The organism is Arthrobacter sp. LAR12-1-1.1 (assembly GCF_040676555.1).
Classification (GTDB): Bacteria; Actinomycetota; Actinomycetes; order Actinomycetales; family Micrococcaceae; genus Arthrobacter.
In genome coordinates, this window is sequence record NZ_JBEGIG010000045.1 from 11,962 (window position 1) to 26,210 (window position 14,249).

Consider the following 14,249-nt stretch of genomic DNA (forward strand, 5'->3'; position numbering starts at 1 on the left):
AGGCTTGTGGGGGAGCGGCTGCCTCGTCCGGATTTTCCGGACACCCCGAGCGTAGGCGGGCAGCGCACCGGCCGGACACCGCCGTCGGGCCCTATGTGGACAAATCGGCTGTGGACAGTTCCTTGGCGTCTTCGTCCAGGAACGGGATGCTGACCACCAGCGTGGCACCGCCCCCGTCAGTCTCCCCGACCCGCACGGACCCGGAATGCGAACCGACGATTGCGGCCACAATCGCCAGGCCAAGTCCGCTGCCACCGGTCTCCCTGGTCCGGGAGGTGTCCGCCCGGTAGAAGCGTTCGAATATGCGGGCCGCTTCCTCATCCGGGACGCCCGGTCCGTGGTCCCGGACCTCGATCACGGACTGCCGTGTTCCGTCCGGTGCGCTCCGGGTCCCGACGCCAATTTCGATCGGAGTACCTTCCGGCGTGTAGCGCAGGGCGTTGCCGACCAGGTTGCTGACCACCTGGCGCAGCTTGGCCTCGTCGCCCAGGACCGGGGCGGGCGCCGGGGCCGCCCCGTCGAGCCCGGAGAGGGTGATGGTGCGGCTGCGGTCACTCGCCTGGGTGTCCACCACCGCGTCGTTAGCCAGCAGCAGCAGATCCGAGGGTTTCTGCTGCAGCGGGCGCTGCTCATCGATCCGGGCCAGCAGCAGCAAATCTTCCACCATGGCTCCCATGCGCTTGGCTTCGCTTTCGATCCGCCCCATCGCCGTGGCCACGTCTTCCGGGGTGGACAGCGCCCCGTGCCGATACAGCTCGGAGAACCCGCGAATGGTCACCAGCGGGGTCCGCAGTTCGTGCGAGGCGTCGGCGGCGAAGCGACGCATCCGTGCCTCGGACGCCATCCGGGCGGCGAACGCTGTCTCAATGTGCGCGAGCATGGCATTGAGCGAGCTCCCGAGCCGCCCCACTTCGGTATTGGGGTTTTCGATTTCCACACGTCTGGAGAGGTCTCCGGCGGCGATCGCGGCGGCCGTCTTCTCTACCCGGGCCAGCGGCCGGAAGGACCGCGAGACGGTCCAGGTGGCAATGAAGAACGCCAGCACGAGTGTCAGCAGGCCCACCCCCACCACCACCAGGGCGGCATGTTCCATCACGGAATCGACGGGGTCCAGCGGCAACCCGATGACGACGACCGCGCTGCGCTGGTTGTTGTCCACGACGCTCAGGGCCACAACCCTCCAGTTGCCGCCCTCGGAGCCGGGGACCTGGAAGGGTACCTGCTGGCGTTCCCGGGCCTCGACCGTGGAAAAGGTGCTGATGGCGGGGTGGGAGTCCTTGTCGCCGCCGAACGGAATGGGCGGCAGGCCCGGGCTGAAGAGCATCAGCGAGTAGTCGGTGGGAACGGTGGAGCTGGTCTCCTGCAGCTGGGTGAAGGACTTCTCCAGCCGCACGGATTCGACGGCGGCCCGCAGCTTGTCATCTACCTGTCCCTGCAGGAAGCTGTGCAGCAGCGTCAGCGTGCCCGCACCGGTGGCCGTGAGGGCCACCACCATGAGCGCCATCATGATGGCCACGAGCTGCGAGCGCAGCGAGGCCGATTTCCAGCGGTGCAACAAGGTCAGCGCTTCTCGGCAGTCCGCAGAACGTAGCCGACGCCGCGCTTGGTCTGGATCAGTGCCGGCGCATCGGGATCGATGTCCACCTTGCGGCGCAGGTAGGAGATGTAGGACTCCACGATCGAGGCATCGCCGTTGAAGTCGTACTCCCACACGTGATCGAGGATCTGGGCCTTGGACAGGACCCGGTTCGGGTTGAGCATGAGGTAGCGCAGGAGCTTGAACTCGGTGGGCGACAGCTCGATCACGGTGCCACCGCGGCGGACCTCGTGGGCGTCGTCGTCGAGCTGGAGGTCATCGACCCGGATCACGGCGTCGTCGTCGACCTGGGGCTGTGTGCGCCGGAGCACCGCGCGGATGCGGGCCACCACCTCGTCGAGGCTGAAGGGCTTGGTGACGTAATCGTCCCCGCCCACGGTCAGGCCGGTGACTTTGTCCTCGGTGTCGTCCTTGGCCGTGAGGAACAGGACGGGGAAGTGCTTGCCGGCGGCGCGCAGGCGGCGGGTGACGGTGAAGCCGTCCATGTCCGGCAGCATGACGTCCAGCACTGCCAGATCGGGGGCGTGCAGCTCTGCGGCGGCCAGTGCCTCACGCCCGCTGCCGGCCGAGACAACCTCGAAACCAGCGAAGCGCAGGGACGTCGACAGCAGCTCGCGGATGTTCGGTTCGTCATCGACGACGAGCAGCTTGGCTTCGGGTCCGTTCTTTTTCATGTTCCCATGATGCTCCCAGACTCTGGGAGTTTTCTGAATGGCAGATGTGTGTTGCATGGGCCGTGCCCCGGCGGCCGCGCCGGGGCACGCACCAGGGACGGCACCCGCCTATCCGGCGGTGCCGACGTCCTTGGCGTCCATGATCCGGTAGGCGTAGCCCTGCTCGGCGAGGAAACGCTGCCGCTTCGCGGCGAAGTCCTGATCCAGGGTGTCCCGGGCCACGAGCGAGTAGAACCTGGCGGAGCGGCCGTCCTTTTTCGGGCGCAGCAGCCGGCCCAGGCGCTGGGCCTCCTCCTGGCGGGAACCGAACGACCCGGAGACCTGGATCGCGACCGACGCCTCGGGCAGGTCGATGGAGAAGTTGGCCACCTTGGACACCACCAGGGTCTGCACCTCGCCTGCGCGGAAGGCGTCGAAGAGCCGCTGGCGTTCCTTGACCGACGTGTCGCCCTTGATCACCGGCGCGCCCAGGCGTTCGCCGATCTCGTCTAGCTGGTCTATGTACTGCCCGATCACCAGGAGCTGCTCGCCGGCGTGTTCGGCGACAAGTTCTTCCACCACCCGGGTCTTCGTCTCTGACGTGGCGCACAGCCGGTACTTGTCGGCGTCCTCGGCCATGGCATAGGCCACCCGTTCCTCGCGCGGCAGGTCCACCCGGACCTCCACGCAATCGGCGGGGGCGATGTAGCCCTGGGTCTCGATGTCCTTCCACGGCGCGTCGTAGCGCTTCGGACCGATCAGGCTGAAGACCTCGCCCTCCCGCCCATCCTCCCGCACCAACGTGGCCGTGAGCCCCAGCCGGCGCCGGGCCTGCAGGTCGGCCGTCATCCGGAAGATCGGTGCCGGCAGCAGGTGGACCTCGTCGTAGATGATCAGACCCCAGTCGTTGCCGTCCACGAGCTCCAGGTGCGGGTACAGGCCGCCGCGCTTCGTGGTCAGGACCTGGTAGGTGGCGATCGTGACCGGACGGACTTCCTTGACGGAGCCGGAGTACTCGCCGATCTCCTCCTCGGTCAGTGACGTGCGCTTGATGAGCTCGTCCTTCCACTGCCGCGCGGCGACAGTATTGGTCACCAGGATCAGCGTGGTGGTGGAGCTTGTGGCCATGGCGGCCGCCCCGACCAGCGTCTTGCCGGCGCCGCAGGGAAGGACGACGACGCCGCTGCCGCCGGCCCAGAAGTTCTCCGCCGCCAGTTGCTGGTAAGGCCGCAGCTTCCAGCCGGTTTCGTTGAGCATGATGGGGTGCGGCGTGCCGTCCACGTAGCCGGCGAGGTCCTCGGCCGGCCAGCCAATCTTGAGCAGCAGCTGCTTGAGCTGGCCGCGCTGGGAGGAATGCACCACCACGGTCTCGCCGTCGATCCGCGGCCCGAGCAGTGGGGCGATCTTCTTGGCACGGCTGACCTCCTCGAGCACGGGGTAGTCGGACGTGCGCATGACCAGGCCATGCTGCGGGTCCTTTTCCAGCCGGAGCCGGCCGTACCGGGACATGGTCTCTTCGACGTCGATCAGCAGGGAGTGCGGCACGGGGAACCGGGAGTACGTGAGCAGGGTGTCCAGCACTTTTTCGGCGTCCAGTCCGGCCGCCCGGGCATTCCACAGACCCAGCGGCGTCAGCCGGTAGCTGTGCACATGCTCCGGGGCCCGTTCCAGCTCGGCGAACGCCGCGATGGCGTGCCTGGCCTCGGTTGCGAGTTCGTGGTCGACCTCCAGCAGGATGGTCTTGTCGCTCTGGACGATCAGGGGCCCGTCATTCACTGGAACAATTCCTCTGTAGCTTCTACGTCGATAATCCGGTGGATGGACAGGACCCGCTCGATCTCCTTGACCGGATCGAACACGCGCACCCGCCCGCCATTCACAGCTACCGGAACAACCGTCTCGCGGCTGGCATTCCCCATGCTGTCCACGACGTTCATGACCACACGCTGCCGGAGGCGGATCGCTTTCAGGAGGGTCTCCAGCCCCAGCTGGGTCGCTTCCTCGCTGCCAGGGACAGCCGCCGGCGAGTGAGCGCCGGAGCCAGGTGCCCGGGACCCGTCACCGCGCAACACGGCCAGTTGGGCGTCGATGTCGGCCTCCGGCGGAGCGGTCCGCGGGGCGGTGTAGACGGGCCGGCCGCTGCCGGGACCCGGGGTGCTGCGGCGCAGCCGGACGACGGCGGATGCTGCTTCCTCCAGGATGGGGGCGAGACCCAGGGCTCTGAGAATCTGGGCGGTTTCCCGGGGTGCGGCGTGTGAGACGACCACGGTGGGCGCGATGCGCACCAGCCCCAGGCTGGCGGCGGCCGGGGCGTTGAGCAGTTCCAGCAAGGCAGAGTCGTCCTCGCTCTGGATGAAGCTGGCTGCTGTCCCCACGCGGAGCCGGGAGTGGCGCGCGGCGGTGTCTTCGATGAGGTACTGGAGCGGCTGCGGAATGGCGGTGGCGGAATGCTGGCGCAGGAAGTCCAGGATCGCCGCTGCGTCCTGGCCGGCGTCGAGCGCCCGGCGGACGGAGGCGACGGAGAACCGGTAGATGGTTGCCGGGCCCTGCCCTTCGGCCGCGGCCATGGTCAGGAGCCGTTCGCTCAGTTCGGGATCGAGGTAACCCGGAGCCACCGCCGTCAGGTCCGCCTGCAGCAGCACATGCTGCAGGGCTGCCGGCAGGTGTTCGCCCAGGATCCCCAACGCATCATCCGGCTGTTCGGCGGCGATCGCGGCGCCCAGCTGGCTGAGCGCCCCGGAGCCGATCAGGCCAAGCATCTCGGCCTCGGTGAGGATGCCGCGGATCAGCGAGCTGAAGCGCCGGGCCATCCGGGGCTGGGTCCACTCGGCTCGCTCCAGCACCGCGGCGGCATCGAGAACGGGGGCCTGCCCGTCGGTCGCCGCGGCTTCGAGGGTGAGTTCATTCAGGATTTCCAGGACCCGTTTACGGACCACCGGGGCGTCGGGCCGCTGCGCCTCGGCAGAGAGCGCATTGATGGTGGTGCCGGCCGCGCCCCGATGGCCGGCCGGGCCGGCGGCATTCACGGGCTGGCCCACCAGGGACGGCGCGCGCTCGCTGGCCAGCCAGGCATTGACCAGCCATAGCCATTGTTCCTGCCGCGGCAGCGCCAGCCACTCCAGCTGCGGCGGCTGCACCCACGCCGAACTGTCGACGTCCAGCCGCAGCAGACCGGCCAGTCCGCAGAACTCCGCGAGTACGCCGGCCTCGTGCACGTCGATCCGCAGGGAATCCGCCAGCCGCTTCATCTCCCGGACCCCGACGCCTCCGCTGCGCAGCGTCGCCAGGGGCTGTTCGCGCACGGTGTAGAGCACTTCGCCCACGAGCCGCAGCGTCTCGGCAATAGCGCCCAAGGCGGCGTTCCGGCGCAGCCCTGCGCTCGTGTGGCCAAGGTGGGGGACGGGCGGCATCAGGGAAAAGCTCTCGATGACGAACCCGCCGCGCAGCGACACTCCGACGCTGTGCGGCAGTTCGACGTGGGCGGCGTCCAGCGGCACCAGCAGCCCCCGCGCCAGGAGCCAGTCCACGGGGCCGACGTCGGCGCTTTCGTGGAGCACGGAAGCCCGGCGCTGCGCCTGCGGAACGGCGCCCATGGCCCAGTTTCCGAACCGGGCCAGCAGGGCGGCGGTCCGATCCGGTGCGGTGGTCAGGATTTGCTGGAGCGATTCCGGTGTTGCCGTCCAGTGCTGCAGCGACAGGGCCGCTTCCATCGGCGTCGTGGCGGGGGAGATGGACGCCCCGGCGCGGTGCAGTTCCCCCACCAGCTGCACCACGCGCTGCGCAAAGGCCGGCTGGAGCCGCACGAGTTCGGTGTAGCTGCGCCCCAGTCCCGCCGGGTAGATGCCGATCACATCCTTGAGGCTGCCTACCGGGAGGTAGTGGCGCTGCTTGGCGGCGGCGGGGGCGGCACCGTGCGGGGGATCGGCGCGGTGGACGAGGGCCAGGTCCTGCAGGGAATGGAGGAGCCGGTCGATGGCGGCAGCCGAGGAGCCGTTGATCAGTTTCTTCAGCATCGCCGCCGAGGCGCTGTGCCCGGTATCGGCGTTGGTGCACAGGTGCAGGGTTTCCAGGACCTGCATCTGTGGACGGTTAAGCCGCTCGAGCGCCCGCTGGACGCTGACGCGTCCGCTGGCACGGGCGGCGAGGGCGGGGAAGTCCGGGACGCCGGGAGAAATCAGGTCCGGCCGCGCGGAGAACAGGGCACGCAGCGACTCGTCGCTTCGTGCCTGAAGTTCCTTGCTCAGCGCGCGGATGAGGGACATCGCTCCAACGTTACCTTTCGCCGGGCCCGCGCGGGCGGCGCCGTGCGGCCACCGCGTCTACAACGAGCGCCAGCATGAGCAGGAATGCCACCGGGAGCCCGTAGAGGGCCGTTGAGGTAATCCAGGCGGGCGCCACGACATTGTTGAAGGCCATGGCCATGACAGCGCCGACGGCGGCAAGGGACAGCACAGCAAGGGTGGCCGCGATGATCATCAGAGGCCGCCGGTAACGCGTCAGTGTCATGTGGGCAACGCTAACAGTCCAGCATCGCCCGCGCCTCACGCCGTTAAAGTGAACCAGGCAGGATAACCTTGGAGGTACAGACCAACACGGTCCGGGCAGTCATACCCTGAACCCGCGTATCCATGCGGATGCGGTGACCGCCGGCCGTGTCCCCGCAGAACGAAGAAGGTTGATTACGTGCCTACCGGCAAGGTCAAGTGGTATGACAAGGAAAAAGGCTTCGGATTCCTCGCGGGCGAGGACGGCCAGGAGGTCTTCCTGCCCAAGTCCGCGCTGCCCGAGGGTGTCACGGAGCTCAAGGCCGGAACGCGCGTTGAATTTGGTGTAGCCGACGGACGCAAGGGTGCCCAGGCCCTGGGCCTGCGCGTGCTGGACAAGACACCGTCTATCGCCAAGGCAAAGCGGCCCAGTGCCAGGGACCTTGCCCCGCTGGTGCAGGACCTCGTCAGCGTGCTGGACAACCTGTCCGGGACCCTGTCCGCGGGCAAGTACCCGGAAGGCAACAAGGGCAAGGCGATCGCAGCGGCCCTCCGTAAGGTTGCCGACGAGCTGGACGTATAAGGCTCTTGATGACTCAGGAACCTGATCGGTTGCCGGCGCCGGATGCCGGATCCACCCTGCCTGCCGGATCCAAGACAGCAGGCTCAAAGCAGGGAACGCGCCCGCGCGCCGGCGTGCCCTTCTGGCGCACCGGCAAGCCCGACGCCTTCCTGGCCGCCGCCGTCGACGTCGCCCGTACCGCGGTGGAAGGCATTGCTCCCGCCGAGCAGATCGGCGAGCACATCGGTGCCCGCAGCGAAGGCGACCGCCTGGTGACCCATCTCTTCGAATCCAGGCTGCCCGGGTACCTGGGCTGGCAGTGGTACGCCGTACTGACCCGCAACTCGCGGTCCAAGGTGGTCACGGTGGATGAACTCGGCCTGCTGCCCTCCGAAGACTCCGTCCTGGCGCCGGCGTGGATTCCGTGGGCTGAGCGGGTCCGCCCGGAAGACGCACAAGATGACGAGGCCGCCGACGAGGCGTCCGGCTCCCCAACGCCGTCGCCGGCGTCGGCCCCAGGCCAGCAGGATACAGACCAGCAGGATACAGACCAGCAGGATACAGACCAGTCGGATACTGACCAGCAGGATACGCACGATACAGACCAGCAGGGTACTGCCGACCAGGATGCTGCCGAGCCCGGCGCCTCGGAGACCGACGACGACGAGCGGGAACGCTCTGCGGGCGAGGCCGACTAACGGTTGAAAACGTCCGGGAGCGTGTCTGGGGAGGGCTGGGGCTGATGTCCACGTTCAAGTCCCTGCACATCCTGAACTACCGCATCTGGTTCATCGGTGCGCTCATCTCCAACATTGGCACCTGGATGCAGCGCACCGCCCAGGACTGGCTGGTGTTCGCCCACCTGACGGCGCACGATGCCGGGGCGGTGGGGATCACGATGGCCCTGCAGTTGGGCCCGCAGCTCTTCCTGGCGCCCGTGGCCGGACTTCTCGCCGACCGCTTCAACCGTAAGCGGCTCCTGGTGCTGACTCAGTCCGCAATGGCGCTGCTGAGCGCCGGACTGGGCATCCTGGTGGTCTCGGGCGCGGCGCAGCTCTGGCACGTCTACGCTTTCGCCCTAATGCTCGGGGTGGTCTCCGCCCTGGACGCTCCCGTGCGGCAGACCTTCGTCTCGGAACTGGTCCAGGACGACTACCTCCCCAATGCCGTGGCCCTCAACAGTGCTTCCTTCAACGTCGCCCGGATGATAGGCCCGGCAGTCGCCGGCGTGCTCACTGCCGTTGTCGGGCCCGGCTGGGTCTTCCTCATCAACACGCTCACCTTCGTGGCCATGTTGGTGAGCCTGGCGAAAATCCCGGCCGCGTCGCTGCGGCGGCTGCCGCGGGCACGGGCGGGCAAGGGCAGGATCCGGGAGGGTCTGCGCTATGTCAGGTTCCGTCCGGACCTCGTCGTGGTGCTCGTAGCGATCTTCATCGTGGGAACCCTGGGGCTGAACTTCGCCCTGTTCATTGCGGCCATGGTGGGTAAGGAATTCGGCCTCGACGCGGGGGCCTTCGGCCTGATGAATTCGATCATGGCCATCGGATCCGTCGCCGGGGCGCTGTTGTCCGCCGGCCGCGGCAAGCCCCGGCTGCGGGTCATTTTCGGGGCGGCAGCGGCCTTCGGCGTAACCTCCGGCATCGCCGCGATGGCCCCAAACTACTTCTGGTACGGCGTTGCTCTGGTGCCCGTGGGTCTGTTCGCCATCACCATGATGACGAGCGCCAACGGGTACGTCCAGACCACCACGGACCCCGTAATGCGGGGCCGGGTGATGGCCCTCTACATGGCAATTTTCATGGGCGGAACTCCCATTGGGGCGCCGCTCGTCGGCTGGGTGGCAAACACCGCCGGCCCCCGCTGGTCCATGGCGGTTGCGGCGGGCGCCGGCCTGCTGGCGGCCCTGATCGGGCTGGTGTGGATCATCCGGGCGAAGCACCTGCGGCTCCACTTCAACCGTCGCGCGCGCGGGCTGCGGTACTTCCACGTCGAAAGCGGGACCGGTCCAGCCGGCGCCAGCCCTGGTTCCCAGCCGGGTGCGCGGCGCGGCTCACAACAGAATGTGCAGCCGGGCGGACCGGCCTGAAACGATGACGGCGCCGCCGCGGCCTGAGTTCTCATGGGCCGTGACGGCGCCGCCGGGCGCTGAGGCTACTTTTTCAGTTCAGCCACGACGAAATCGATGCACTCGAGCAGTGCCGAGACGTCGTCCGGCTCGATCGCCACGAAGGTGGCGATGCGCAGCTGGTTGCGGCCCAGCTTGCGGTACGGCTCGGTGTCGACGACGCCGTTCGCGCGGAGCACCTTGGCGATGGCCGAGGCATCGATCGATTCGTCGAAGTCGATCGTGGCGATCACGTTGGAACGGTCCTCGGCCTTGGCCACGAACGGCGTGGCGTAGCCGGACGCCTCGGCCCAGCGGTAGATGCGGCCGGCGGAATCCGCGGTCCGGGCGGCTGCGAAGTCCAGGCCGCCGTTGGCGTTCAGCCACTGCACCTGGGCATCCAGGGTCACCAGGGTGGCCAGCGCCGGGGTGTTGTAGGTCTGGTTGAGCCGGGAGTTGTCGATCGCCGTCTGGAGGTCCAGGAAGTCGGGGATCCAGCGGTTGCCGGCCTTGATCCGTGCCGCCCGCTCCAGCGCCGCGGGGGAAAACAGGCCCAGCCACAGGCCGCCGTCGGACGCGAAGTTCTTCTGCGGCGCGAAGTAGTACACGTCGGACTCCGCCACGTCCACGTCCAGCCCGCCCGCGGCCGAGGTCGCGTCCACCAGCACCAGCGACCCCTCGTCGGCGCCTGCCACGCGCTGGACGGGGGCAGCCACGCCGGTTGAGGTTTCGTTCTGCGGCCACGCATAGACGTCGACGCCGGCCTCCGCCCGGGCGGAGGGGCGGGTGCCGGGTTCGGCCTTGATAATGGAGGACTCGGCGAGGAACGGCGCCTTGTTGGTGGCCGAGGCAAACTTCGAGCCGAACTCGCCGAAGGACAGGTGCTGCGCCTTGTTCTCTACGAGTCCGAAGCTGGCGATGTCCCAGAACGCGGTGGATCCGCCCACACCGAGCACGACTTCATAGCCTTCGGGCGCGCGGAAGAAATCGCTGAGGCCGCTGCGTACCGAGCCGACCAGGTTTTTCACCGGTGCCTGGCGGTGCGAGGTCCCCAGCAGCTTCGCCGATGCCGCGGCGAGGGCGTCCATCTGTTCCGGTCGGACCTTGGACGGGCCGGCGCCGAACCGTCCGTCCTTGGGCAGGAGGTTGGCGGGGATCGTGACGCTCGTGTCGCTCACAGTGGCTCCAATTTTCGGCGGGTTCGTAGCGTGGCTGGGAGGTGGCCTGGCAGGGATGGCTACAACGGACACCCCTTTTTCATTCTGCCTGTTCTATTTTGCCTGTTTCATTCTGCCTGACGGGTCCCGGCGATATGGAAAAAGGCCTGTCACAGTCAGGTCATTGAGACGCCGGGGGCTGCCGGCCTACGGGCGCCGGGAGGGCAGTCCCGGGCCGAACGAAAATTATCCGGAGTAATTCAAAATAGGCTAGGCTGGCATGCGAACGTACGGCGGATCCCGCCAGGGCGCATCCTGCATGCAGCCCGCACGCGGTACGGTGGGAATGACGCAAGGACTGCGCTCGAGGAGCTGAGCTGAATGACGGATCTGATCGATACCACGGAGATGTATCTTCGGACCATTCTGGAACTTGAAGAAGAAAACATCGTTGCCCTCCGTGCCCGCATCGCCGAACGGCTCCGCCACTCCGGCCCCACCGTTTCCCAGACCATCGGCCGCATGGAGCGTGACGGGCTTGTGGTTGTTTCCGGTGACCGGCACCTTGAACTGACCGAAACCGGGCGGAAACGCGCCATCGGTGTCATGCGCAAGCACCGCCTCGCCGAACGACTGCTCGCGGACGTGATCGGACTCGACTGGGCCTACGTCCATGAGGAAGCGTGCCGCTGGGAGCATGTCATGAGCGAACGCGTCGAGCGCCGAATCTTCGAGATGCTCAACCACCCGACAGTTTCGCCCTACGGAAACCCCATTCCGGGGCTGGCAGATCTTGGCGGGGTGCCCAATGGTGCCCCCGCGGACAGGGCGGTAAACCTCCTGGAGGCCATGGCCGGTTACGGTGCGGGTTCGCGGATCACGGTCAACCGGCTCGCGGAGCCGATCCAGGTGGAGCCGGAGCTTCTGGCCCAGCTCGACGAAGGCGGAATCCGGCCTGGCGCGCTGGTCTCGCTGGAGCGTGTGGGGGAGTACATCTCGGTCCGCGTCCCCGATATCGAGGGAGCCCTGGAACTGCCGCCCGAGGTTGCCGCGCACGTCTTTGTAACGGTCGCCTGACCGGCCGCAACGGGCCGGTTGTGGGACGACCCATGAGTTCTGCACAGTTGCGATTACGGATTTATCACCGGGCGGCTTAATCCCCTATAGTTAGTGGCCAGTACCGATACCAAAGCGTTACCTGATCCGAAGCCGAGCCCTGCCAGCGGATTAGTCGCTGAACCACCTTCTGGCAGGGGCGGGGGAACCACTTTCGGCTGCTACTTAAGCAGCCTTGGGGTGAAGTCCGTCAGCGGCAAGCAGCTTCCACCGAAGGATCCCCTGGGGATACCCCTGTGCCTGGCTGCTTGCAACGGCGGACCGGGTCTTTGATCTCTCTGACCCGAATCCGACAGCTAACTTCGCAGGCTCTCCAGAGAGGAACCGTTCTTGACCACCCAGACCGCCAGGGGCCGTCGCCGCGCGACCGGTCCCGCTCCGGAGCCGCGTCCCGTCGTCGCGCATATGGCCGAACGCCCGCGCGACGCGCACCGCGATGAACGGCGTCGCCGGCGCAGTCCGTTCCGTCAGGTAACGGAGTTTGCCTCGGCCAGCGGAGTCGGGCAGAAAGCCGGGATCGCCCTGGCCGCAACTGGTCTGGTTCTCACCGTGACGGTCCCCGTCACGAGCCCCGTGATGGCCTCCAATCCCGGCGGATCCGGCGCTCTCTCGGCCGCCGTTCAGCCGGATGTCACCGCCGCTGCCGCGGCAAAGGTCGACTTCAGCCGCACTGCCGTCACCACGAAGGGCGATCCGGACGGGAAGCTCAAGCAGCTGCTGAGCGCCCAGTCTGTGGGCAGCATCACCCGCGCCGCATCGGCGGGCACACTTGGCGGGCCGCTGGATCAGCTGGTCACGGCATCGCCCTACGGCTACCGCGTCAGCCCCATTACCGGAGGCGCGGGGGAGTTCCACCGCGGCCAGGATTTCGCTGCCCAGTGCGGCACGGCGGTCCATGCAGCCGCCAGCGGCACCGTGACCTTCAATGGATGGCATCCCTTCGGCGGTGGAAACCGGGTGGTCATCGACCACGGTAACGGCCTGGAGACCACGTACAACCACCTGTCCTCTGCCTCGGTCGAGGTCGGCCAGAAGGTATCGCGCGGTGACGTCGTCGCCATGAGCGGAACCACCGGCGCCTCCACGGGCTGCCACCTCCACTTTGAAGTGATGGTCAACGGCGACGTCGTTGACCCCCTCGGCTGGCTCTAACAAAGACGATGGACCACTCTCAGATTCTTGTGACACGCCGTGATCTGAATGTGACATTGGGTCCGGACTCCTGTAGGGTTTGAAGCACGCCAACTTTTCCGAAGTTGGCGCTCTTGAGTGGATTGCCTAGCTCTGCCACCGCTCAAGGTCCGTTCGCATTACATCGTCTGGCAGGGGCGGGGGAACCAATTTTGGCCTTCGAAAGAAGGCCTTGGGGTTAAGTCGCAAAGCTTCCCAGGAAGCAGCGCGGCCGGGTGACTCCCATCCGAATCCGACAGCTCACCTCGTAGGCATTGGGAGAGGCTACTTTCGTGTCTTCACGCCACAATTCTGCGCGCATGCGCACCGGCGAGGCTCTTTTGAGCCCGCTGGAATCCACATCACGTGCCGCCCTTGCCGGCGCCCGGATTGGATCACGTTCCGCAGGCTCATTCTCTACCGAGCCCGGACAGCATGCAGTTTCCGCTTTTGGCGCGTCTTCGCAGTACACCCTTCGCTAAGTAACCCATTTCGGGGCGATCCGGCGTACCCCCAAGATGCCGGAGCGTCCTCAGTCCGTGCCCGAAAGCGCGCGGTCCAAGGATCACGAAAGAGAGAACTTAATGACTACTCGTGCAACTGTTGCACGGCACCGCGCCGAGGTCACCAAGACCAACTCGCTGGCTGTTATTGCCAAGGCTGTCGGCGACAACGCCGGCGGCGTGGGCCGTCAGGCCGCGGTCATCGCCGCAGCTTCCGGTCTGGTTCTGACCAGTGGAATCGCAGCCAACGCTGCTGAGACCAATGTTCAGCGCGAATCCACCTCCGCTTCGGCCCTGGAAGTCCAGTCCGCCGCTCCGGCCACAATCTCGGCCGCTTCCACCATCGCGATCTCCTACGAGAAGCCCGCTGTGACCACGTCGCCGGCTCCCGTCGTCGAGGCCCCCAAGCCCGTCGTGCAGGTCCAGGATTCCAACGCCTCCCGCGCCGGTGGCACCGAGCTTGGTGTCAGCGGCGGCGTCGCTGCCCAGGCTCCCGCCGGCATCGGAAGCGGCTCCGGCGCAACCATCGCCGCCGCTGCCTACGCACAGATCGGCGTGGCGCAGGACTGCACCGCCCTCGCCACCAACGCGCTGGCCGCGGCCGGCATCCACTACCACGGCTGGCCGGCAGGTTACCTGTCCCTGGGCCGCACCGTGAGCGCCGCCGAGGCACGCCCGGGCGACCTCGCCTACTACCAGAACGGCGGCGTGGGCATGGCTCACATCGCGGTCTACGTCGGCAACGGCATGGCAGTCCACGGCGGCTGGAACGGCGGAACCACCGCGCTGTACAGCGTAAACGTCGGCTCCGGCCCGGTCTTCATCCGCGTCGGCGCCTAAGCAAGATCCCAGCACCTTCGAAAGACCCCCGCCTCTTGGCGGGGGTCTTTTGCGTTGCCGCAC

Annotated in this window: 12 protein-coding genes and 2 riboswitches; of the genes, 6 read left to right on the forward strand and 6 right to left on the reverse strand. The window is 67.3% G+C overall.

Features of this window, described 5'->3' with window-relative positions:
* Positions 1–91: 91 nt before the first annotated feature.
* From MRBLAR12_RS18685 to MRBLAR12_RS18705, 5 genes are all read right to left on the reverse strand, one after another.
* Positions 92–1,558: a sensor histidine kinase gene (locus MRBLAR12_RS18685; protein ID WP_364747556.1), complete on the reverse strand. Its 1,467-nt coding sequence runs from the start codon at positions 1,556–1,558 to the stop codon at positions 92–94.
* Positions 1,559–1,560: 2 nt separating this feature from the next.
* A complete protein-coding gene (locus tag MRBLAR12_RS18690; RefSeq protein ID WP_229993817.1) occupies positions 1,561–2,271 on the reverse strand; it encodes a response regulator transcription factor in 711 nt (236 codons plus the stop codon).
* 108 nt (positions 2,272–2,379) lie between these two features.
* Positions 2,380–4,026, reverse strand: coding sequence for a DNA repair helicase XPB (locus tag MRBLAR12_RS18695; RefSeq protein ID WP_229993816.1), 1,647 nt, complete (start codon positions 4,024–4,026; stop codon positions 2,380–2,382).
* Positions 4,023–6,512 (reverse strand): helicase-associated domain-containing protein, encoded by a 2,490-nt coding sequence (locus tag MRBLAR12_RS18700; RefSeq protein ID WP_364747559.1) that lies wholly within the window; start codon positions 6,510–6,512, stop codon positions 4,023–4,025. Before MRBLAR12_RS18700 ends, MRBLAR12_RS18695 begins: the two co-directional genes overlap by 4 nt.
* Before the next feature lie 10 nt (positions 6,513–6,522).
* Entirely contained in the window at positions 6,523–6,756 is a 234-nt protein-coding gene (locus MRBLAR12_RS18705; protein WP_229993814.1) for a hypothetical protein, read from the reverse strand.
* 177 nt (positions 6,757–6,933) lie between these two features.
* Here MRBLAR12_RS18705 and MRBLAR12_RS18710 point away from each other — a divergent pair, with 177 nt between their 5' ends.
* From MRBLAR12_RS18710 to MRBLAR12_RS18720, 3 genes are read left to right on the forward strand one after another with little or no spacing between them, the layout of a single operon-like run.
* A complete protein-coding gene (locus MRBLAR12_RS18710) occupies positions 6,934–7,317 on the forward strand; it encodes a cold-shock protein (protein ID WP_090582694.1) in 384 nt (127 codons plus the stop codon).
* Positions 7,318–7,325: 8 nt separating this feature from the next.
* Positions 7,326–7,994, forward strand: coding sequence for a DUF3027 domain-containing protein (locus MRBLAR12_RS18715; RefSeq protein WP_364747561.1), 669 nt, complete (start codon positions 7,326–7,328; stop codon positions 7,992–7,994).
* Positions 7,995–8,038: 44 nt separating this feature from the next.
* Positions 8,039–9,382: an MFS transporter gene (locus MRBLAR12_RS18720; RefSeq protein WP_364747563.1), complete on the forward strand. Its 1,344-nt coding sequence runs from the start codon at positions 8,039–8,041 to the stop codon at positions 9,380–9,382.
* Positions 9,383–9,447: 65 nt separating this feature from the next.
* Here the strand turns inward: MRBLAR12_RS18720 and serC are convergent, their stop codons facing one another.
* The gene (serC, locus tag MRBLAR12_RS18725; RefSeq protein ID WP_229993811.1) at positions 9,448–10,578 is read right to left on the reverse strand and encodes a phosphoserine transaminase; all 1,131 of its coding nucleotides are present in this window, start codon (positions 10,576–10,578) and stop codon (positions 9,448–9,450) included.
* Between the two features lie 360 nt (positions 10,579–10,938).
* On the opposite strand from serC, the gene MRBLAR12_RS18730 reads away from it, so the two are divergent.
* The 3 genes from MRBLAR12_RS18730 (at position 10,939) to MRBLAR12_RS18740 (ending at position 14,186) form a co-directional block, all read left to right on the forward strand.
* Positions 10,939–11,634, forward strand: a complete 696-nt coding sequence (locus MRBLAR12_RS18730; protein WP_229993810.1) for a metal-dependent transcriptional regulator — start codon at positions 10,939–10,941, stop codon at positions 11,632–11,634.
* Positions 11,635–11,779: 145 nt separating this feature from the next.
* A riboswitch (cyclic di-AMP (ydaO/yuaA leader) is annotated at positions 11,780–11,999 on the forward strand.
* 4 nt (positions 12,000–12,003) lie between these two features.
* Positions 12,004–12,825, forward strand: coding sequence for a M23 family metallopeptidase (locus MRBLAR12_RS18735; RefSeq protein ID WP_229993809.1), 822 nt, complete (start codon positions 12,004–12,006; stop codon positions 12,823–12,825).
* A gap of 137 nt (positions 12,826–12,962) precedes the next feature.
* Positions 12,963–13,132: riboswitch (cyclic di-AMP (ydaO/yuaA leader) on the forward strand.
* Between the two features lie 295 nt (positions 13,133–13,427).
* The gene (locus tag MRBLAR12_RS18740) at positions 13,428–14,186 is read left to right on the forward strand and encodes an NlpC/P60 family protein (RefSeq protein WP_229993808.1); all 759 of its coding nucleotides are present in this window, start codon (positions 13,428–13,430) and stop codon (positions 14,184–14,186) included.
* The last annotated feature ends 63 nt before the right edge of the window (positions 14,187–14,249 follow it).